Genomic DNA, 22,884 nt, shown 5'->3' with positions numbered 1-22,884 from the left:
TTAATGAAGAATAAAAAAGATCAGGCAGCTTTTCACTTCATGATGCTACCTGGCATGATTTTTCTGATTATTTTCTCCTTTATTCCGATGTTTGGGATTGTCATGGCGTTTCAGAACTATATTCCGGCCAAAGGGATCAGCGGCTCGGCGTGGGTAGGGCTGGATAACTTCAAGTTTATGCTGCAGATTCCAGACAGTAAGCAGATCTTCGCCAATACGATCATCATCGCCATCTGGAAGATCATTGTCGGAACCTTGGTATCGATCATTTTCGCCCTGCTGCTGAATGAGGTTCGTGTGCGCTTTGCCAAGCGTTTTATGCAAACGGTTGTCTACTTGCCGAACTTCCTGTCCTGGGCGATTCTGGCCACTGTAGTCATGAATATATTCTCTTACGAAGGTCCGATCAATGCCTTCCTGGGCTGGTTCGGGATCGATCCGATCCTGTTCATGGCCAGCAATGACTGGTTCCGGCCGATGCTTGTCATGACGGATGTCTGGAAGGGCTTCGGATATGGCTCGATCATCTATCTGGCGTCATTGACGTCGATCGACCCGGGGCAGTATGAGGCGGCCTCTATCGATGGAGCTAACCGCTGGAAGCAGCTATGGTATATCACGCTTCCGGGCATGCTGCCAACGATTATACTCGTTACGACGCTGAATCTGCCTAACGTTCTGAATGCCGGTTTTGACCAGATCTTTAACCTGTATAATCCTCTGGTCTACCAAACGGCGGATATTATCGATACTTATGTATATCGAGTAGGTCTTGTAGAGAGACAATATAGCTTGGGGACAGCCGTAGGCCTACTGCGGTCGGTAGTCGGTATTATTCTGATTCTGTCCGCGAACAAGCTGGCTCAAAAACTTACGGACTATCGTATTTTCTAGAAAAGGGGGTGGCTCCCATCGCTCAGTCTATAAAAAGCCGCATTGCAGATATTATTATATGGATATTGCTGCTGGCGTTGACCTTGTCTTGTCTCGTTCCTTTGCTCAACCTGGTAGCCATATCCTTCAGTGATAACGCAGCAGCTTCTGCGAACCTGGTAAGTATATTCCCGGTTAATCCGACATTAAGCTCATATGAGAAATTGCTCTCGGACTCCCAGTTCTGGCGTTCGTTCATGATCTCCGTCGAGCGGGTCGTACTAGGTTTGCTCGTCAATATGACGTTAATGATTCTGACCGCCTATCCTTTATCGAAGAGTCCTAGGCAGTTCCGCGGTCAGAAGGTTTATATGAATATCGTTATTTTTGCTATGTTATTCTCTGGCGGCTTGATTCCTACATTTATGGTCGTTAAGCAGCTTCATTTGCTCGATTCCATCTGGTCCCTGATCTTACCGGGGGCAGTACCGATCGGTAACGTCATCCTGCTGATGAATGCCTTCCGCGGGGTGCCGAAATCCCTGGAGGAAGCAGCGACGATTGATGGAGCATCACAGTGGAGAATTCTCGTGCGCATTTTCTTGCCCGTGGTACTGCCTACCTTGGCGACGGTTATGCTGTTCACCATCGTAGGGCACTGGAATGATTACTTCGGCGCATTGGTGTACATTAATAAAACGTCAAATTATCCTCTGCAAACGTATATTCAGCAGCTTAGTGTAGAGGTTCAGAACATTACGGATCCGGAGAAACTGATGGAGCTTGCGAAGATTTCCGACCGGACCCTGAATGCAGCCAAGATCGTAGTATCGACCTTGCCGCTGCTGATGATCTATCCTTTCATGCAGAAATATTTCGTTTCAGGGATCGTAGTAGGCTCTGTTAAAGAATAAGCCTGCTGCACATTAACCAAATAGTTCAAAAAGGGCCGCTGTGATCTTTCATGGCGGCCTCATATTTAGGAGGCCAGTGATGAATCAGCCATTAAAGAGCAAGGTTCTGGATGCGATGCGACTATGCGTCCCTGCGGAAGCGAACCGGGCCATCTCATTTACGAATAAAGAGGCGGCATTTTATTTTACACAATCCCATGATACGAATCATGTTGAGCATGCTTACTTCGCGGGCATGAATATTGCCAAGAACCGCATCTTCAGCGGTTATGTGCTGACTGCTGACGGTAAGCGGCTGGACAACCGTAATTCCGAGGTGTGGGTATCGCCTTATAAGCTGGAGCGCAGCTATGAAGGCGGGATTGCTGAAGAACTGTGGATGTTCGATTATAAAAATATTCTGGAGATTCAAGTTAGCGGAGCGGTTAATACGATCGGAATCGAATTAAAGGGGGAGCAACTGGAGCTGGTGAGCCAGCAGGCGGAGGCGGTCTGCTTCAAGTCGATGGAAGGCGACTGGATGATCGCTGTCAGCGCCAAAGACGGACAAGATATTCAGCTGGAGCAGAATACGCTATTGACCGCGGCCAGTGCAGGTGGATTCTATATCTCCGTAGCTAAGACAGCGGATGAGGCCCAGGCCTTGATTGCAGGCACGAGAAGCGATAGCCACCGGCTCAAGCATGAACGTATTAAGCGTATGGAACAGTTCCTGGAGCAGAACGTCCATCTGGATAGCGATAACAAGGAGCTTACCCTGGCGCTTGACTGGATTCAGATTACGATGGATCAATTGGTCACAAGACAGCAGGGGGATGGCATCTATGCAGGTCTGCCTTGGTTCAATGAATATTGGGGTCGCGACCAATTCATTTCCCTGCCTGGAGCCTGTCTGGTGACCGGACAATTCGAGACGGCCAGGAATATACTGCTGTCCTTTGCCGAGTTCCAGAATACGGATGAAGAGTCGGTCTTCTTCGGCAGAGTACCTAATATTCTCGCTCCGGAGAATATCGATTACCATACGACAGATGGTACGCCGCGCTTCATTATCCAATTGCAGGATTATGTGAAATATTCCGGGGACACGGCTATTATTAAGGAGCTATATCCGGCGGTATGCAATAGCATCGAAGGCGCTATTCAGTACTGGGTTGATGAGAAAGGCTATCTGATGCATGCCGATAATGAGACCTGGATGGACGCCCGGGATGAGAATCTGAATTCATATTCTCCGCGTGATACCCGTGCCAATGATATTCAAGCCCTATGGTACAACCAGCTGCGGGCTGGGGTATACTTCGCGGAATATATGCAGGATTCCGAGAAGGTTAGCAAATGGGGCGGCATTGCCGAGAAGCTGCAGCAGCATTTCGAGCAGGATTACCGCGATGAGGCGCATCCTTATTTGGCGGATCTCCTGGATGCTCAGGATCAGGCGGAGTTCTCCCTGCGGCCGAACCAATTATTCGCCTTCGACATGTTTGAGGACCCTAGCTTCAAGGCCCAGGCCACGCGTACTGCTTGGGAAGAGCTGGTCTATCCATGGGGCGTCGCTTCGCTCGAACGCCATCATCCGTTGTTCCATCCTTTCCATCTGACAGCACATTATCATAAGGATGCCGCTTATCATAACGGAGCGGTATGGCTGTGGTTGAACGGAATCGCTATGCAGCGGATGATCGAGCTGGGCCAGGAGGAGACGGCATATAAGCTGTTCAAGAATATGAACTGGCAAGCTCTGAATCTCGGAGTCGTCGGCGGATTAGCAGAAAATATGGACGCGTACCCCGAGGAAGGTCAAAGCTGGGCCAAACTGACCGGCGCTTATCTGCAGGCTTGGTCCAATGCCGAGCATCTGCGAGTATGGTACCAATATTTCCTCGGCCTCCGTCCTGATCTGATTAATCATAACTTGACGATCGCACCTAGAATTCCAGAGGAAATACATTCGCTGAATTACTCGGTGAAGATCGGCGAGGGACAGCTTGAGGCGAGCTATAAGAGGGAGGAAGGTCGTCGGACTTACCGCTACGCCTTCAAGAAGCTGGGGATCGATGCGGTCATCGACATCGCTCCATATGAACTCGCCAAACTGGAGGTGCAGCCGGATTCGGAACTGATCATAGAGCATACCGCTGATCGTCTGCGTATTCGCCTTCAAGATGGAGCGGGGGCTACGCTTAAGGAGCTCGATGCAGCCGAATCTGCCGCTCGCGCAGCCTGGATGACGCAGAATAATGAACAGCTCCAGGATGTAAGCTTCGCAGCGCCATTAAGTCTGGATCATCATCCGGTAATTAAGCTGTAACTAGAAGATAGGGGCTGTCTCAAAAGTCGATCTTCCGACTTGAAAGACGCCTCTTTTGCGTGCCCAAAGATGTCAACATCCCCTGTTCTGGTCAGATCACTCGGACACGGACATAAATGTCCGTTAGCGTTGATTCTGTGGCATCCCGTCCTTGTAACGGACAATAATGTCCATTACAAGGGAAATTATCGTGAAAAATGGCATTTTGTGCTTCTAAGGGTCAAAAGTGTCCGTTAGAGGCGGGTAGTTGTCGTTTTCAGGCTCTAACGGACATTTATGACCGCTAGATCAGCAGTGTTTCGTTAGATTCGAAAGTCCCTCATTTTTGCGGAAATAGCGATATGGTGTTTCGTTAGCGGCGCTCTAGTCATTAAAGATACCCTTCTCGCTCGTCATGTTTAGATGTATAATCATGGAAGAGAAGTGTAGGAAGAGAAGTTCTAGCGAGAAAGGGCGGTCGATCATGAAGCTGTTCCCCCAGTTAGAGACGGAAAGATTTATTCTACGTAAATTGACGGCGGCAGATGCCAGCGATTTATTCCATTATTTCTCCAATGACGAGGTGACCAAGTATTATGAGGTTGAGAGCTTCGTAGAGCTCAAGCAGGCTCAGGACTTGATTCAATCCTGGAACACCCGGTATTTGAAGAAGATGGGGTTCCGCTGGGCCATCACGGAGAAGTCAGGCAGTAAAGTCATCGGTACCTGTGGCTACCGCAATTTGATCAACGATCATTATAAAGCGGAGATCACCTTCGAGCTGAACCCGATCTATTGGGGACAAGGTGTCATGTCTGAGGTGCTGCAGGAGGTAATGCGCTTCGGCTTCGAGGATCTCGGATTGAACCGGATCGAAGCTTATATTGATCCTGACAATATCAGGTCCAGATACCTGCTGGAGAAGATAGGCTTTCATGAGGAAGGCTATCTGAAGCAATGCTTCTACGAGAAGCACCAGTTCGTCGATGCGGTATTATTCGCTTTGCTGAAGGAGCAGTACCGGGAGCAGCGAAGGTAGAAGTGGAAGGTAGGAGCGGCGAGATAGAGCAGTCTACCAGTCCGCCCCTTGCGGCCAGTTGCAGCTATTATTCATATCGAATTCCATTCGAGATTTCATCCACTTGCGTCCAGTCGAGAATCGTCATTTGCTTCTTCTCTTTACGGAGAACCCCCTTGTCTATCAGCTTCTGAATGACGCGATTGAGATGCCGCGGGGTGGTGCCGATTAACGAAGCGATTTCAGAATTATGCGAGGTCATGATTTCTTTGCCAAACTCATTTTGCTGTCGGGTCGTTAACAGGTAAGCGGCGAAGCGTTCCTCTACTGAAGCGAGGAGATTGACCCGGGAAGCTGTCGTGCAGGTCTGTAGCTTATAAGACAACTGTTTTAGCAACTCCTGCAGGAAGCTGAGGTCTTTCATAAGCACGGTTTCAACCGCATGTTTATTTACATATAAGAAGGTAGTGCGCTGGACTGCTTCGACCTGGGACTGGATCGCAACCTTCTGAATCAGCTCGATATCGCCAAATACAGATAGCGGGTGACAGAAGCGCAGCAGCAGTGATTTGCCAGTCTCGACACTGGAGGACACCCGGGTTCTACCTTCAACTTGAAAATAGATCCCGTCGAGCTCCGCGCCCTCGCGCAGGATGATCTCATTACGCTCATAGGTACGAAGCTGTAGAGGAAGGTTATCCATCTGTGGCAGTATGGGATTAAGTTGATATTTCAGAATATAGTATTGTATTCGTGTATGATCCAGCTCGGTTTTCATCGTATCCTCCTAGTGTAATTATCGCGCATAAATCTCCATATGGATTCGTAACTTAATATAGCCTAATGTAACCTGATATTACTGTACTCCACAATGGAGCGTATCAGCAATAAATAGTTGCAGATTTGCACTTATGATCCTGCGGTTGCTCCATGGGATGTTCATTAGATGTTAATAGGAGTTAATAGTGCGTTTAATCACAATAAATTAAATGAAGACTGTCCTTTATGGTCTGATTTGACCTAAGGGCAGTTTTTTTATACTTTTTCGCTTGAGCCGATTTAACAAATCCCGTAGAAGTATAAAAAATCGGGGTTTTATTATATAGTTTTAATCATTTCCCAAGGTTAGAATATTGGTAAATCCAATGCAAGCGGTTACGTTGTAAATAGATGGAGTCATTATTCTGTAGTATCCGCATGGATCTATATCAATTGAACACGGGAGGAAGAACATGCCGCAAGCGACAACTGAACAGCAGCTTCTACCGGTGCCTCCGCCGCCTAAACCTCGCAGCAAGAGCCCCATAGCTAGGTTCTTTAGGCAGTGGGATATCCAGCTTATGGTCATTCCGGGAATAATTTTAGTTTTCATATTTTCCTATCTGCCAATGTACGGGATATTAACCGGATTCATGGATTACAATCTGTTCACAGGCGCGCATATCTGGGAGAACCCCTGGGTAGGATTTAAGCATTTTGAAGCCTTTTTTCACGCGCCGGAATTTGGAAGGCTCATCCGCAATACCGTCGTCATTAGTTTATTGAAGTTTTTCATCGGATTTCCAGCACCTATTATACTCGCGTTATTGCTGAATGAAGTCCGCCATATGTTTTTCAAGCGAACCATTCAGACGATCACTTATCTGCCCCATTTCCTCTCATGGGTTATCGTGGCAGGTCTTGCTATGGCTATGCTTTCGACAGAGAATGGAAGCGTAAACATGATTTTGCAGCAAGTAGGAGCGATAGATGAACCGATTAACTTCCTGTCTATGAAGGAATATTTCTGGCCGATCCTGATTTCGGTCAATGTATGGAAAGAAATCGGATTTAACTCCATCGTATACTTGGCGGCGATCGCCAGCGTTGATCCTCACTTATATGAAGCTGCGGACATTGACGGGGCAAGCAAGTTCAAGCAGATCTATCTGATTACATTGCCGTCCATCATTCCAGTCGTCGTTATCTTCATGATTCTTGCCATCGGCAATCTGCTTAATGCAGGCTTTGAAGACATCCTGCTCTTGGCAACTAACCCTGTACTGAGATCCGTATCGGACGTTATAGATACTTATGTATATCGAGTCGGTCTCGGAACCCACAGGTATTCCTACGCAGTTGCTATCGGTCTATTCAAGGCGGTTATCAGCATCGGAATGCTATCGATGGCGAATCTGCTGGCCCGTAGATCTGGCAACAGCTTATGGTAAAGTCTAGTCTGTCCGTAGGAGGTGTGACATGTTAAAGAGAATTAGCTTTTCCGACAAGGTTATGCTTGTCGTCATATATACCATGCTTACTTTACTCGCCTTCTCGGCGTTATATCCGTTCTGGAATGCGCTCGTCGTATCCTTTAACGTCGGTGTAGATACCGCCAAAGGCGGAATTACTTTCTGGCCAAGAGAGTTCACACTGGAAAATTATCAAGTCATATTAAAAGACGATCGATTAATCAACGGCTTCCTCATATCGATAGCCCGGGTCGTCATCGGTACCGTAAGCTCCATCTTTATGACTGCACTCTTGGCATTCGGAATGACCCGTGCAGATTTGATCGGACGCAAATTTTACATGATATTCTTTGTGTTCACGATGTACTTCGGCGGGGGCTTGATTCCAACTTATCTTTTGATCCGTTCGCTCGGTATGATGGATACGTTCGCCGTATTTATTATTCCGTCCTTGATTAGTGTATGGAATATGATTATCTTCCGGACGTTCTTCAAGGGGCTTCCTGTTGGATTGGAAGAATCAGCGAGTATTGACGGCTGCAGCACTTGGGGGATATTCTTCAAGATTATTCTCCCGCTGTCCGGACCGGTGATCGCGACCTTGGCCCTGTTCACAGCGGTCGGGCACTGGAATGACTGGTTTATGCCGAGTATCTATATCACTAACGACAAGCTGTTACCGATTCAGACGATTCTGCGTCAAACCTTGAATAGTAACATTGTATCTGGTCAGAGTTCGGTATTGGATAGTGCCTCTGTTGCCCTTATGCAACAGACCAAAAAGGTTACTTCGAAATCGCTGACGATGGCGATGATGATCGTGGTCACGTTGCCGATTATCTCAGTATATCCTTTCCTACAGAAATACTTTGTCAAGGGCGTATTAGTAGGCTCCCTGAAAGAGTAGGATTAACTACGGTTTAAGGCGAATAGCTTTGAACATATATTTAAGACGAGAGGGGTTTAGTGAATGAGAAGGTTGAAGAAGCCGCTGCTAGTCACATTATCATTGTTCCTAGTATTGGTAACTGCACTAGCAGGCTGCGGCAAGTCAGACAATGGCAACAAGCCGGCACCTGAGAACACTTCCCAAGAGCAGAAGGACAACAAGGAACCAGCCGAGACCTCAAGCGACAAATGGGTACTCGGAGAGAAGCCTCTAGAGTTCTCAGCTTATGCTCACTACCAAAACATGGACTTCCCGAAATGGGAAAGCACTCCGATTGGTAAATGGCTTAGCGAAGAGAAACAAGTCAAGATCAATATGATCGCTGCCGCAGGTGCCCATACGCAGAAGCTTAGTGCGATGATGGCATCGGATGACCTGCCGGATATGATCTGGACGGACCGTAACCATCCAGACGTAGATAGACTGTATCAGGCAGGCAAGCTTGTACCATTTGACGATTATCTCGATAAGTACACCAACCTGAAGACATGGATGGGCGATCTTAACCTGCTTCGTCATGAAGATGGCAAGCTGTACAGATTCCCGAACTGGTATTCATCGAACCCTTATGGTAACGCAGGCTATGTCGTTAATAAGAAGATCTATGACGAGCTTGGCAAGCCTAAGCTCGAGACCACGGATGACTTGTACGACTATCTGGTGAAGGTAAAAGAGAAGTACGGCGATAGCGTCGTTCCTTTTGAACCGCATCGTGCTCAGGATATGCAGGGACTCGGTGTTCTGTATACCGCCTTCGGTGAAGGTGCGTTGTACACGCATCTGAACAGTGGCTTGCGTGCAGTACCGAAAGACGGCAAGCTGACGTCTCTTATGACTGACCCGGTATTCCGTGAGGCTCAGAAATATATTGCGAAGCTGTACAGAGAGAAGCTGATCTCTCAGGATGCCTTTAACCAAACGGAAGACCAAGTTCAAGAAAAAGTAATGACTGGCCGGGTAGCCGTATTTGCTGGCGCGAGCCCGACAGACTTCGCTGGCGAAGCGCATGCGGAATTGATTAAGCAGGACCCAGATGGCGGATATTTCATGATCTGGCCAATCCATAAGCCAGGTCTGGATAAGAACAAGATTTACCCAGGTACTTACACGAGCTTTGGCTGGAACGCAGCTTACATTACCACAGCGGCCAAAGACCCTGAAGCCATCTTCGCTTTCCTTGACTGGTATACAGGTCCTGAAGGAATGAACGTTCAATACTTCGGTCCGGAAGGAAAGAACTGGAAGGGATTCGACGAGGAAGGCAAACCGAACTTCACTGAGAATTACGATCCAGAAGAAGTGGCTAAGATTCAATCCGAGAATACGCCGGTTATGTTCGTAGGTAATACGAGCTACATCGACCCTGCGAAGTACAAATACATGGCACAGCTTCCATTCGAACAGCAGGATTGGAGAACTCGTTATCAACAGACGATTACCTGGCCTACTCAATACAACGTAACTGAGTTTACGGGACTTAACCCTCCGGCGGATTCAGAGGAAGGAATTATTCAGGCATCTATCGATGAATTGTTCCTGGAGATTTACGCTAAATCCGTTATGGCAGGAAGCGACGCAGAAGTTGACAAGGTTCTCGACCAAGGCGAAAAGGATCTCATGTCCCTCGGTTACGACAGGCTTCTCGAATGGCGTACTGCTAAATGGCAGGAGAACCTGGAAAAAATGAAGAACAATAAGTAAAAGAATCAAGTATAAGCTAGTAAAGGATGTCCCAAAGAATCGCTCAGGTTCTTTGGGATACCTTCATTTTTCTCCAATATTTCTTGTTTTTAGGTTCCTCGCAGACGGCTTATCAAGTATGATAGTGATATAATTGCGGATTGATGGGATAAGTTCTGACGATGATCTAGAGGGGGATTCCATGTACAAGGTATTGTTGGTAGATGATGAAGAGCTTGACTTGGAAGGCATGAAGAGATTCATTCCTTGGTCCGATCTGGGCATGGAAGTGAGTGGGAGCGTGAACAATGCGCTCTCGGCCTGTGAGATTATTGAGCAAGAAGCGATTGACATTCTAGTGAGCGACGTCAATATGCCTTACATGTCTGGACTGGAGCTGGCGCGGGTCGCGCTTGAACGTAAACCGAATGTACGGATTATATTCGTCAGCGGGTATCAGGAGTTCAGTTATGTGCAGCAGGCGTTGTCTCTGAAGGCTTATAGCTATGTGCTGAAACCGATGAATGATAGCGAATTAATCGCCTCGTTATTGAAGGTCAAGCGGGACCTGGACGAGGAGATCAAGCAGCGCGAGGTGGAGATGGCCTATCGTGAAGCGATTCCTATCGTCAAGAGCGATATTCTCATTCGGTTGCTCGAAAGGGAAGAAGAATCTGAGGAATCACTATCCCATATGATGAAGTCCTATGGGTTCGATCAGATGAACTGGCCGATTCGCGTAGCTGTTATAGAGCTGGATAATTTAAATTGGCGTGAAGCTGGAGACTTTGCTTCGCAGCGGAAGATGTCGAGGATCTTCCTGCAGCAGATTCAGGAGAGTATGACCGCGCTCGGCATCACTTCTTACTGCAAGCTGTCTTCGCAACGGATTGCGTTATTGCTGGAGGATGGCTCGGTCCATCAAGTGGTGAGCAATCTGACGGAGAGAATTCAGCAGCATATGGATTCATCGGTTACAACTGGAATTGGGAAACCTGTGTACGGGATAGATCAGCTGCAAATGTCTTATCGACAGGCTGTTGAGGCTGTTGAAGGCAAGATGTTCCTCGGCAAGGGGAACGTGATCAAGTATGAAGATGTAAGTGCAGAACCGGGGATGCTTGATGCACGTATGCTGGAGGAACGGATGGCCACTCTGTTGAAGGCGATGGAGGAGTACGAGCTTGTGCAAATCTGTGATGAACTAGAGAACTTGTTCGGCACGATTACGAGCTTGCGCTCCCGATTCACCGTTCATAATATGTCCAACTATATTATATGGAAGCTGGATCAGTATCTGAGCAGTAAGAATGAGGATTTATTCGAACTGCTGGGCATGGAAATTCATCATCTGGATATTCTGATGCAATTCGAGACGGTCAGTGATATACGTTCATGGTTCAGACAGCGGATGTTTGAGATTTCCGAGCGATTATATGAGAAGAACAATTCAAAGGACAGCAAATTCATCCGCAGTGTCATCAGTATCATGAAGGAGCGAATGAGCGAGAATATCACGATTAAAGATATTGCCCAGCATTTTTCTTTTTCACCAAGCCATATCGGGTTCTTGATCAAAGAGAAGTCAGGAAGCACCTTTAATGAACTGCTTGTGCAGCTCCGCATGGAAAAGGCATGCGAGCTGCTGAAGCAGCCAGGTGTGAAAATCTATGAAGTAGCCGATCAGGTAGGATACCGCTATCTTCCTTATTTCAGCAGACAATTTAAAGAAAGATTCGGTATGACCCCGCTGGAATATCGAAAGAGAGAGACTGAATGAAAGTAATTTGGAACACGTCCTTCAAGGACGATAATAAAAGGCTGAAATACATACCGATCGGATACAAGCTGATGCTTACTTTTTTAATATTCATCTTATTGCTCGTCGCGGTGAACTTCTATATCTCACACTCGATGTATGACGCCACTATGCGCAAGCAAACCCGTATGAACATTCAAGGAACCTTGATGCAAATCCGGGATAATGTCGCCTATAAAGTGGATGATATTGTGCAGACCTCTTCTACGATCTATGATGATCGTACCTTCATTCAGAGCATTCGCCGCAAGGAGACGGGCTTCAGCGAGTATTACCGCATGACGAAGGTCGTTAGACCGAAGCTGGAAAGCGCCTCCAAGGCAGTAGGCTTAAATTTAAGACTGTCCGTCTATTTCCACAATGAGACGATCAGCGAAAGATACCAGAAATGGGATACCGTGAACAATATGGATTATAATGAGCAGACGATCGATACTTATCATATCAAACGGATCAGCAATAAGTTCTGGTATTTTACGCTGCCCGCCGAAAGATTTAATGAGACATTGGTATGGAAACAGGTTGAAGAAGATGAGAGAGATGGTCGGATCTCGATGATCCGCCGGATCGTAGATATGAAGAATCCGCTGAAGATCGAGGAAGTCGGGATCATGCGATTCAGTGTCCGTATATCGGAGCTGTTTGAAAGCGTTGACTATACCAAGCTTGGGGAAGGCAGCATGCTATCGGTGATTGACCCTTATGGCAACATTGTGTTTACTTCAGGAGAGATGGCCTTAAACAATAAACAGAATTATTTGACGATTGAAGAGAATTTGCCTCAGCAGAACTGGAAGATCGTGGCCCAGGTTCCGTTGAACATTATCGAGCAGGAAGCGAAGCGGGTTCGGACTGTTTTTATCGCCATATGTATTCTCTGCGTCATCCTCTTCGCATGTGCGGGCTTCTTGGTCTCCCAGTCTTTCTCCAAGCGAATTATGAAGATTGTCTCGGTACTTAATTTCTTTCGGGAAGGGGATTTGCATAGGCGAATTCGGTATCGCGGCAAGGGAGAGTTCGCTCAGATCGCTGACGCCTTGAACGCCATGGGGGAGGAGATCGAAGCTTTAATCAATAAGGTGTATCTGACCCAACTGCAGAAGAAGGAAGCAGAGCTTGAAATGCTGCAATCGCAGATTAACCCGCATTTCCTCTACAATACGTTGTCATCCATTAATCAACTAGCGAAATTTGGGGAGACAGAGAAGCTTCAGAACATGGTCGTGCAGTTGGCGCAGTTCTATCGGCTTACCTTGAATTCTGGACGAACGATGATTCCGATTGCGGCCGAGATCGATCAGGCGAGGGCCTACGTGGACATCCAGAAGGTGAAATATGGCCAGCGCATGGAAGTGATCTTCGATATCGATACGAATATATGGCCTTATGAGACGGTGAAGATGATTTTGCAGCCTTTTATCGAAAATGTACTGAAGCATGCCTGGAGCGGGGATCGGATCCATCTCCGGATCTGTGTCAAGAAGGAAGGAGACATGATCGTATATCGGGTTATCGATGATGGTCTGGGGATGAAGCCAGAGCGGATCAAGGAAATATTCGATCTTCAAGATGATAGTCATATGGGCTGCGGCATTCGAAATATCGATCAACGAGTGAAGCTGCATTATGGTAGTGAGTATGGCGTATCTATCTATAGCCGGGTCGGCATCGGAACTTCGGTGCAGGTATGCATACCAGCGAGGCGGCGGAAGCTGCTGGGCAGAAGTAAAGATTAACAGGATCAGGTGATTCCTTAGTCGTCGGACTCCTTTTCGGACATATGTCCTTTTCATGGCGGAGATAATTGCTATGATGAAGAGGTGAACATGCGCATGAATCGAAAAGAAGGAGTTCGACTATGAAGTTTGTGTTTGATTTGGATGGAACGATTATTTTCTCTGGTAAGCCTCTAAGTGTCTCTATGACCCAGGTTCTAGATCAATTGACAGCCAAAGGGCATGAATTGATCTTCGCTTCGGCTAGGCCGATTCGCGATCTACTGCCGGTGCTACCTGCTCATATGCATTCTTATCCGCTGGTTGGAGGAAATGGGGCCTTCGTGGCGAATCATGGCAGGATTCTCTCGACGATTCATTTCGATGACGGGACCAAGGAGAGCATGATCCGGTTGATCGACAAATATAAGGCGGGCTATCTCATCGACAGTGCATGGGATTATGCGTATTCCGGGGATGAGCAGCATCCGATCCGGCGTAATCTGGACCCTGAGCAGCGGGCGCAGAATAAGCCGCTAGAGCAATTGAATGAACTGGTGAAGGCGGTAATTCTGCATAGCGAGGAGCCAGAACAGCTGCTGGATGAGCTGCGGCAGCTGCCGGTCGTGATTCATAGGCATGGATCTGAGAATATCCTCGATATTAGTCCGACAGGTGTGAGCAAATGGGCTGGACTTCAGGGGCTGGGACTCAATCCCCGGGAGTTCATCGCATTCGGCAACGATGCCAATGACATCTCGATGTTCGAGCAAGCGCAGTATTCCGTCTGCGTTGGGGATCACGCGGATCTATTGAAAGTTGCAAGTGAGCAGATCCTGGCGGAAGAAGAGCGAGTGATTCAGAGAATAGAGGAGTTTATATGGAGCGTATAAACGAATCATTAGAATAGGTAAGGGCAGCCCTGTTAAATGCAGGACTGCCCTTTTTAATAGATTTGCCCCGGAGTAACACTCCTTATTATTTAATGAAGCGATCTAGCGTCTATCGTATTATTTTACAGTAATATATCTTCGGCCTAGCAGCCACATGACACCGCTGATTCCCAGAAAGTAGAGTGGCATCGTCAGTAGGGAACCATTATGCAGTAGGCTCATTCCCCAAGTCGCTAAGCTGACTAGCAGGTAGTAGCCCAGGCTGAATACCGCACCTGCGGTGCCGATGACATCATGGAAACTGACCAGAGCGAGGCTCAGGCAGTTAGGCAGCGCAATACCGGACCCGAGCAGCATGACAAACAGGGCGATTAGAACACACAGCAGCATTATGATATCAGGTAGCATGGACAAGCTGCTAGCGCCCGTTAAGAGAAGAGCCCCGACAGTCATGACTAAGCAGCCCAGATGTATAATTCTCTCCGGTGCATACTTGGTTAATAATCTCTTGGAGATCATAGCGCCGATGACCGAAGCCAAAGCGACGATAATGCCTAAGAAGCCGTAAACCCCTGGTGACATCTGAAAATATTCAATGAACAGGAAAGGAGCTTCCGCATAATAGCTGAACAGAACTCCATTGATGCCACCGATGAGCAGCCCGAATACCAGCACCCGTGGTGATCTCAGCATTCTCTGTATGACCGGCATAATGGCAACCTTCGTTCTGGTAGATACGTCGGTTGTCTCCGGCAATTTCACGAAAGCGTACAGGAACAGCAGCACACTCATCACGACGAGGGTGAAGAATACCGCCCGAAAGCCGAGAAATTGGTCCACCCAGCCGCCGATCAGTGGCCCGACCGCAGGGGTGAAGGCGATAACCGCCGATATTTGTGCGAACATGGCATGACGCTTATCTCCTGATAAGCTCTCACGCAGCATCGTCTGGGTAATGACCGATCCGGTTGCCGCACCGAAGGCCTGGATGAAACGGCTCACAAGTAGCAGTTCGATCGAGCCGGAGTAGTAACACATCAGACTCCCTGCCCCATATACGAGCAGTCCGCCCAGCATAGCGGGCCTGCGGCCGATCAGATCAGAGAGCCAGCCCCAGCAGAAGACGCCGATGGCAAAGCCGATAAAATAAATGCTTAATGTTAATTGTACGGAACTATTGGAGACACCGAGCGACGCCGAGATATCCGGCAGGGACGGTGTGTAAATTGTCTCGCTAATCTGTGGAAAAGCCACAAGGACAATCATTAACAATAGAGATGGAACTGCATATTTCTTCATGTATTTAGCCCTCCTACAAGCTAATATTCTGTCTATGAACTACAACAAGAATATGAGCCTAGCTAGGGAAACGGGGGCATCATGATGGCGATACGGCCGTATATCATCATTTCGTTCAGATTCCTTTCTTATGTAAAGTGTAGGAGGGTCTAGCCTGATTTTGTGATACTGCGAATTACATTAACATAGGGAGGAAGGGGGAGTCAAGATGAAGGATTATTCGCGTTAAGGTGGGCCCTCACTTCAAATGTTAAGAAACTAAATGGGGATGGCTGCGTATATATCAGGAACAAGAGGGAGAAATATCTGCTTCGAGCAAAGAGGCTGTGCGGAAGGGAGTGGGAAGACTTGCAGCTTGAAACCAGGCGGTTATTGATCAGAGAGTTCGAGATGGAAGACGTAGAGGATGTACATAAATACGCTTCAGATCCGCTCGTGACGAAATATATGGTCTGGGGTCCCAATACGAAGGAAGAGACGAGCAGATATATTAAGCTTGCTATCGAACAGCAGCAGCAAGTGGTGCGTCAGGAGTTCGAATTCGCTGTAGTGTTGAAAGAAACGGGAGAGTTAATAGGGGGCTGTGGACTTCATATCAGCGGATCGAGACAGGGAGAGGTTGGATACTGCTTCAACCCGTTGTTCTGGGGACGGGGGTACGCCACCGAGGCAACGGGCAGACTGCTAGACTTCGGCTTCCATCAGCTCGGGCTACACCGGATATATGCTACCTGCAGGCCTGATAATATCGGATCGGCCAGAGTGATGCAGAAGAACGGGATGGTCTATGAGGGACATCTGCGGGAACATCTATGGCATCAGGGAAAATGGCATGATTCCTACTTATACTCGCTGCTGGAGACAGAGTTGTAAGCTTATTATGTTTACGGAGCCGGTATAGGTTGGCCTTGTGCTATTTCCGCCGAGATACATCGCTATTGCTCTCAAGTTGCGGTTGAAGTTGTGGTAGAGCATTTCGATAAAATTTAAAGTCCACTTTCGGAATATTTACGATTCCGGAAGTGGACTTTTGTGATTCTATGCGAAGGGATTGGCGCCAGTAAGGGATTTACTCTTCATGCTCATTGATCTTGATCTCGATGACATTGGAGCTGACCTGGAATGATTGGTTCGAGCCTTGCGGCTGGAAGGTGGCATGAGCCAGGTTGCTGACCTTCCGCTTCGGCGGTACGCAGACTGCCTGCACCTTGAAGGTGACAATCCGGGTCTGACCCGGGGTCAGATTCCCCAGTGCAATGCCGGTTTCCATATTGCTCGTAGGCTGCGGATTTCCGTCTATCCTCACACTTCCCGTGATGAAGCGGATGCCTTCCTGTAATTTGTCGGTAAGCACGATGTTCGTCACCGGAGTCGATCCGGTATGGGTCACCTTGAGCGTAAAATGGATCGTATCTTCAACGAACACCTCTTTCGCGCTCGCTTCTTTAATTATAGTAAGCGGCAAGGCAGTTACGTTCACCACCGCTGTCGCTGTCTGCTGCGGCAAGCCCGGAGCGTTGACGATCAGCGTATTCACAATCCGTTCCCCCGCTACTGCCGTAGTTGGAATCGTGAACGGAATGAAGGCGCTTTGCACTTCACCCGGTATTTGTGTGGCGACGATGCCTTGCAGACCGAGTAGCGGGTCGGAGAACTGGATCTGGTGCAGGGTCACATTGCCGGTATTAACTCCTCTTAAGGAGAATAATACGGTCTGACCAGGCAGCGCGGATTCAGGCGAGACGCTCTTGGTTAGCTGCAAGCTAGGAACGCTGGCTACGGTGACACCCGCTTCGGCCTCGAGTCGGCCGATCTCCGGTGATTCGAAGGAGACAGTGTTCAGTAGCGTCGTTCCTCCTAGCGTGCCGGGCGGGATCTGAACGGTTCGGGTAATGGTCGTGAAATACCCAGCGGGCACCTCATTAATCGTATGCATGAACTCGAGCAGTGGATCTGAGCATACCAGATGCGTCAGCGGAGCCCCCGACAGATTGCGGAACTCAATCGTGAAGGTGACCGTGTCCCCGGGAGCAGCGTTCGGATGATCCACCGTCTTCGTTAGGCTGGCCCGGAAGGGTGGCAGAACGGTGAGCGCAGAGGAAGCCGTCGTTTCTCCCGTCTGATCGCTAGTGGCGACGATGGTATCCGCGATAACGGTGTCCTCAGGCAGATTAGGGACGATAAAAGGCAAGGTCACGGTCTGAGTTGCGCCCGCATTTAGCGAAGGAACGACCAGGGCAAAGCCTAACTGTGGATCATTCAGGGCAATATTCGTCAAATTCGTATTGCCCGTGTTGTGTAAAGTTAAGATCACCGATACGGTCTGGCCGGGCCTCGCTTCAGCCGGGCTGAACGCTTTACTTAGCTGTAGATTCGCGGTCCCGGCGATGCTCAGAATCGTGGAGGTAGCTACGGGATCACTCTGGTCGGAAGTGGCTGTTGCTGTGTTGATCAGTTCAGAGCCAGCCGGAGCATCGATCGGAACCGTGAAGTTGAAGGTGAGCGTCCGCGTCTCACCTGGAGCGAGTGTTCCCAGCGGCTGAGTAATACCGAGCAGATCATCGCTGAGCGCGACATTGGTTAACGCTCCGACACTTGGATTAGTGACAGTAATCGTGTATTGCACAGTTTGACCAGGCAAGGCAGTAGTTGGGCTGACAGATTTATTCACATCGATTGTAAACGGCGGCACGTTCACGATCACGCGGGCGATCGCCTCGATCGATTCGGTCTGGTCGGAGGTCGCTGTGCTCGTATTGGTAAGGATCGTACCGTCCGGGGTACCCAGAGGGATGACAGTGCTGATCACGAAAGTCTCGGATTGCCCGACGCCCAGCACCGGAATGACCGCATCCAGTCCAAGCGTATCGTCTCCGACTCCAACGCTGATCAAATTGCTGTTGCCGGTATTGGTGACCGTCACGGTGTAAGTGACGGTGTCGCCAGGCATCGCTGTAGAGACATCGGCGCTCTTCGTCAACTCCATCGCTGGCGCTCCTAGCGTGGTCACCGTAGCCGATGCCGACTGAGCGGCCGCTTCCTGCGGCGCTGCGGTGAGCACGTTGGTGAATGCAGAGCCTTCCAATGCATCCGCTGGGATCGTGAACGGGATCGATCCGCCGACAGCCGCTCCCGGGGCCAGTGATTCAACCGTGCTGGTGAAGGACAAGAGCGGGTCTGTCAGGGCGATATTAGTCAACGGTACATTGCCAGTATTGGTTAAGAAGTAGGAGAACACTACCTCTTCTCCGGGAAGCGCCTCGGCTGGCTGGACGCTCTTCGTCAGCGTAAATTCAGGCAGCAGCAGTTCCACGACAGCGTCATCCGAATCGACTACCTCAATCGCACCGAAGTTCCCGGTTACGGTGGCCGTATTCGTGAAGTTGGTTTGAGCGCCGGCTGGAATGACAAAAGAAGTGGAGATCGTTCGCGACTCTCCGGGCTCCATCGTGCCGATCACTTCGCTTAATCCGAGGGTCGAGTCGGTCAACAGCACATTAGAGAGCGTCGTATTTCCCGTATTTGTCACGACGAAGGAATACATGATGGGACTGCCCGGACTGGCCTGTGTTGGGCTAGCTGTCTTGGTGATCTCAATCGCTGAGTTCCCGGTGACGATCACATCGGCATTGGCGGTGACAGGCCCGGCCTGATCGGAGACGGCTGTGACCACGTTATGAATGATATCGCCCTCCATAGCAGTCCGCGGAATGATGAAGGGGGCATCGACTTGCAGGGTCTCACCCGGATTCAGCGCATCAAAGGTTTCGTCTACTCCCAGCATGGGGTCTGTAATGTGTATATTCGTCAAAGCTGAATTGCCCGTATTCGTGATTCTGATCATATAATTCACGGTTTCTCCCGGGGCCGCTGTCGGATGATCGACACTCTTGAATACGAAGAGATTCGGGATTTCGCCGACTACAACCGCTGCTTCCGCAGATACAGGTCCGGTCTCAGCTGGAGTAGCTGTCGCTACGTTGGTAATGACACTACCTGCCAGCGCTCCTGGTGGGACCGTAAATTGGAGCGTGAAGAAGGCCTCTGAATTAATAACGAGATTCGGGATGACGATGGAGAAGCCGGTTAGTGAGTCTTCCACCACGATATTGGTCAGCGGTGCATTGGACAGATTGTCGACCTGAATCGTATAATTCACCGTCTCGCCGGGATTGGCAACGAAGCGATCCGGGGTCTTCGTAATTCGCAAATTATAACTCGCCAGAATATTCACATCTGCAAAGGCGGTTACCGGAGGAGTCTCATCGGAAATGGCCGTGACGAAGTTATGAAATAGCGTTCCGGCTGGCGTTCCTGGCGGAATGACAAAATCCAGGAAGTATTCTGCAATTGTTCCAGGGTCCAGCATGAAGAGATCCTGGTGGAAGCCCAGGGTGGGATCATCTAGGCGGATATTGTGCAGAGGAGTGGGGCCTGGATTGAATAGCGTAAAGCGATAATGAACGACCTCGCCAGGAACAGCGGAAGTGGGAGTTACCTCCTTGGTCAGCTGGATCTCTGCAAAGAGGAAGGGAGTGATCACCTGGTTAGAAATAACAGAGCCGCTCTCGAACGGTCCGCCAGCCACGATCTGATACAGGAAATCGAGCCTTGCTTCGTTGATGAACACACCGCCTGGAGGAGGAAAGCCTACTTTTACCTGGAAGGTGAGTTCATGTCCTTCATTGATATTCAGAGTTCCAACCGGAATCCCGTCCTGAGGATTGACCCCTGGCAAATGGACTCCATCCAGAAATACACTGTCTGGGATAAAATCCATACCTTGTGGAATAAAGTCTGTAAGCGTTGCTGAATCCGCGGCTGACGTCCCGGTATTACTGAAGAAGATCCTGTAGGTCAAGACCTGGCCGAGTGTCGCTACCGGTGCATCGACATCCTTGTTGATATTGATTAACGGGGCGTTGAGATCGATCTGCAGGCCGAAGTCGGTTACAACAAAAATATCATTAGAAGTTCTAAATTGCACAATTGCCTGGGTCTGATTATTGACCAGCGTAGAAGAGATATCGACATTTGTGATATCCCAGCCCTGCCTGCCACCAACTACATTCGTTCCTGGGCTGCCATTAATCTGGTTACGGGTGCCGAAGGTTCCTGATGTATCTAACAGACCGTTATCATCGTTAATTTGTGAGGCAAAGAAATTATTCGGCAGGTTGTTAGGTCCGCTCAAAACAGTCAGGCTGCCGGTGGTTGGACCGAATAACGTTTGATCTCCTACCGCGATAGCATCTCCATCCGCTGCAGTTACCGCTAACCTTCCGGAAATTGGGCCAGTAATCGGTGTTCCAAATCCGCTAATAGGAGTTGAAACCGTGCTGTTTGAACTTACAACAACGCCGCCCACATAAATTGATAAGTTACGAAACGGGAGCCCAAAATTCTGGTATGCCACGCAAAGAGTCCAGCCACAATAGTTCGAAGTTCCTGTTGTAAATGTAATAAGGCCAGGAACACCTCCCGCAATGTAGATACCCGCTCCGCTATTTTGGACAATCGAGGTAACATCGGCAGAGCGGATATAAACATTTGTATTTGTGACAAGTGATAAATTAGTTGCGGTTGAGGAATCAGGGGCAATGCTGAAAGTATTACCTTGCGGTGTTGTAAAATTAATGGGATCATTGATGAACGCACTCACATTACCGCCGGAGGGATCCGTATATACTCCACTCCATACTAGTTCTGCATATAGCACATTGCTGCCCGGGGGCATACGAAGTTCGGCACTGGAACTGTTCAAGTTGAAATCATCGGTCGTTCCGGGAGGATAGCTGCCAAATTGTAATGATGTATTTACTGTCGTGAAGGCTCCGATGGAATCAACTGTCCCCGGCACCCCAACCGTATCAGACCGGCTCAGTCCAAGCGTATTCCCGATAAATGTAATCGCTCCTTGCTGATTATCCACAAAGCGTAAATTTAAGGGCATTCTTTCGTTTTCGCCTCCTTATATGACGTTTTTCAAGAAATTCTACTTAACTTATATATGTGTATGTCTACTCCTGTTTAATTTGCATGTACAGCATAAATAACGGCAAGTCCATCTATCACTCGACGGAACGTGGGAGGGTAAGATCAAAAGTTGCATGATCCTATTTTCCATAATAAAATCAATCCATATGATGATAATCATTCTCAATAGCATGTATATCATTAACTCCTGAGCATTCCTAAGGATGTACTGACAGGAGATCAATAGAATGAGAATTGAGGTAGGTATGCCGATGATTGAGCTAAATTACTGTATGCGAGGGTCGCGGCAGTTCAGTGTGGACGGGAAGCCATATAGCTTTGCGCCAGGCATGGTCAGTCTGCAGCTGATCGGGGAGACCAGAGTCCAGTTCGAGTTCAATGAAGATGAGCCGTATCATATGCTCAGTATCGGAATTCCCGTGTCAACCTTCCATCATTTCATAGAGAATGCCGATGGAACGAAGCTGTTAGATTTCTCTATGCTCCTTGGGGCGCGGAATTATCGTGTTTTTCAGGAAGCGATCGACCCGGTATCTTCCGTAATTATGGATCGTCTCATGTATTCTCTGAGCAAGCAGGACACCAGAAATCTTGAATTGGAGTGCAGTGTGCTGGAGCTGCTGTCAGCAGCTTTTCAGTCCTTGTTGATGGAACGCCGGCCACCTGTTTTGTCCAAGAATGAGATGCAAAAAATACGCCAAGCCCGTGAGCTAATTCTGGAGGGGATGTCCAACCCGCCTACATTAATCGAGCTGTCTCGAATGATCGGCTTGAACGACTATAAGCTAAAGGTTGGATTCAAGGAGATGTATGGTACAACTGTATTCGGCTATTTGCGGGAGAAAAGATTGGAGAAGGCTCTGCAGCTGTTGCAGCAAGGGAATATGAATGTATATGAGACCTCGTTGGCCGTAGGTTACTCTAACCCGAGTCATTTTGCCCAGGCTTTCCGGGGCAAGTATGGGGTTCTTCCGGGGAGTCTGGTAAGGCGTTCTTCTAGTTAACTATGCAGATGATAAGATAAGTGCTTATATGCAGCTATATTGGCCGTTTATGTTTTCCATAGCAGATATAACTGCATTTCTGCACCTATGTGGACGGATTTTCTTACAATTGAGGCTGAAGCAAGAAAATAGTGGTATATACGCATCTATTTTCTGATTATGGGCTCATTTTAATAGGGATAATTGCATTTCTGCAACTATT

The 22,884-nt window shown here is 48.6% G+C and carries 15 protein-coding genes; 12 read left to right on the top strand and 3 right to left on the bottom strand.

Going from position 1 to position 22,884, the window contains the following annotated elements:
* Nucleotides 1–3 precede the first annotated feature (3 nt).
* The 4 genes from BFJ94_RS07130 (at nucleotide 4) to BFJ94_RS07115 (ending at nucleotide 5,116) form a co-directional block, all read left to right on the top strand.
* Nucleotides 4–894: an ABC transporter permease gene (locus tag BFJ94_RS07130; RefSeq protein WP_120462033.1), complete on the top strand. Its 891-nt coding sequence runs from the start codon at nucleotides 4–6 to the stop codon at nucleotides 892–894.
* A gap of 8 nt (nucleotides 895–902) precedes the next feature.
* The gene (locus tag BFJ94_RS07125; RefSeq protein WP_229716914.1) at nucleotides 903–1,787 is read left to right on the top strand and encodes a carbohydrate ABC transporter permease; all 885 of its coding nucleotides are present in this window, start codon (nucleotides 903–905) and stop codon (nucleotides 1,785–1,787) included.
* A 79-nt stretch (nucleotides 1,788–1,866) separates the two neighbouring features.
* On the top strand, nucleotides 1,867–4,098 hold the full coding sequence (locus BFJ94_RS07120; RefSeq protein ID WP_120462032.1) for an amylo-alpha-1,6-glucosidase: 2,232 nt from the start codon (nucleotides 1,867–1,869) through the stop codon (nucleotides 4,096–4,098).
* Nucleotides 4,099–4,561: 463 nt separating this feature from the next.
* A complete protein-coding gene (locus BFJ94_RS07115; RefSeq protein ID WP_120462031.1) occupies nucleotides 4,562–5,116 on the top strand; it encodes a GNAT family N-acetyltransferase in 555 nt (184 codons plus the stop codon).
* A 67-nt stretch (nucleotides 5,117–5,183) separates the two neighbouring features.
* On the opposite strand, the gene BFJ94_RS07110 is transcribed toward BFJ94_RS07115, so the two are convergent.
* A complete protein-coding gene (locus BFJ94_RS07110) occupies nucleotides 5,184–5,873 on the bottom strand; it encodes a Crp/Fnr family transcriptional regulator (RefSeq protein ID WP_120462030.1) in 690 nt (229 codons plus the stop codon).
* A 454-nt stretch (nucleotides 5,874–6,327) separates the two neighbouring features.
* Here BFJ94_RS07110 and BFJ94_RS07105 point away from each other — a divergent pair, with 454 nt between their 5' ends.
* From BFJ94_RS07105 to BFJ94_RS07080, 6 genes are all read left to right on the top strand, one after another.
* On the top strand, nucleotides 6,328–7,305 hold the full coding sequence (locus tag BFJ94_RS07105) for an ABC transporter permease (protein ID WP_120462029.1): 978 nt from the start codon (nucleotides 6,328–6,330) through the stop codon (nucleotides 7,303–7,305).
* A 28-nt stretch (nucleotides 7,306–7,333) separates the two neighbouring features.
* A complete protein-coding gene (locus BFJ94_RS07100; RefSeq protein WP_120462028.1) occupies nucleotides 7,334–8,233 on the top strand; it encodes a carbohydrate ABC transporter permease in 900 nt (299 codons plus the stop codon).
* Between the two features lie 63 nt (nucleotides 8,234–8,296).
* Nucleotides 8,297–9,976 carry an extracellular solute-binding protein gene (locus tag BFJ94_RS07095; RefSeq protein WP_120462027.1) on the top strand — a complete coding sequence of 560 codons (1,680 nt, stop codon included), beginning with the start codon at nucleotides 8,297–8,299 and terminating at the stop codon, nucleotides 9,974–9,976.
* Between the two features lie 181 nt (nucleotides 9,977–10,157).
* Entirely contained in the window at nucleotides 10,158–11,735 is a 1,578-nt protein-coding gene (locus BFJ94_RS07090; RefSeq protein ID WP_120462026.1) for a response regulator, read from the top strand.
* A complete protein-coding gene (locus tag BFJ94_RS07085; protein WP_120462025.1) occupies nucleotides 11,732–13,510 on the top strand; it encodes a sensor histidine kinase in 1,779 nt (592 codons plus the stop codon). Before BFJ94_RS07090 ends, BFJ94_RS07085 begins: the two co-directional genes overlap by 4 nt.
* Nucleotides 13,511–13,632: 122 nt before the next feature.
* The gene (locus tag BFJ94_RS07080) at nucleotides 13,633–14,382 is read left to right on the top strand and encodes an HAD-IIB family hydrolase (RefSeq protein ID WP_120462024.1); all 750 of its coding nucleotides are present in this window, start codon (nucleotides 13,633–13,635) and stop codon (nucleotides 14,380–14,382) included.
* Nucleotides 14,383–14,499: 117 nt separating this feature from the next.
* Here BFJ94_RS07080 and BFJ94_RS07075 read toward each other — a convergent pair whose 3' ends face one another.
* Nucleotides 14,500–15,681, bottom strand: a complete 1,182-nt coding sequence (locus BFJ94_RS07075; protein ID WP_120462023.1) for a multidrug effflux MFS transporter — start codon at nucleotides 15,679–15,681, stop codon at nucleotides 14,500–14,502.
* A 348-nt stretch (nucleotides 15,682–16,029) separates the two neighbouring features.
* Between BFJ94_RS07075 and BFJ94_RS07070 the strand changes: the two genes are divergently transcribed.
* On the top strand, nucleotides 16,030–16,554 hold the full coding sequence (locus tag BFJ94_RS07070) for a GNAT family N-acetyltransferase (RefSeq protein ID WP_120462022.1): 525 nt from the start codon (nucleotides 16,030–16,032) through the stop codon (nucleotides 16,552–16,554).
* 196 nt (nucleotides 16,555–16,750) lie between these two features.
* Here the strand turns inward: BFJ94_RS07070 and BFJ94_RS07065 are convergent, their stop codons facing one another.
* Nucleotides 16,751–21,634, bottom strand: a complete 4,884-nt coding sequence (locus tag BFJ94_RS07065; protein ID WP_120462021.1) for a CLIPPER-2 domain-containing protein — start codon at nucleotides 21,632–21,634, stop codon at nucleotides 16,751–16,753.
* 271 nt (nucleotides 21,635–21,905) lie between these two features.
* Between BFJ94_RS07065 and BFJ94_RS07060 the strand changes: the two genes are divergently transcribed.
* A complete protein-coding gene (locus BFJ94_RS07060; protein ID WP_120462020.1) occupies nucleotides 21,906–22,682 on the top strand; it encodes a helix-turn-helix transcriptional regulator in 777 nt (258 codons plus the stop codon).
* Nucleotides 22,683–22,884: the final 202 nt, after the last annotated feature.

Source organism: Paenibacillus aceti (genome assembly GCF_003614185.1).
Classification (GTDB): Bacteria; Bacillota; Bacilli; order Paenibacillales; family Paenibacillaceae; genus Fontibacillus; species Fontibacillus aceti.
The sequence above is the reverse complement of the archived record's forward strand: the minus strand, read 5'-3'. Positions and strand labels throughout refer to the sequence as shown.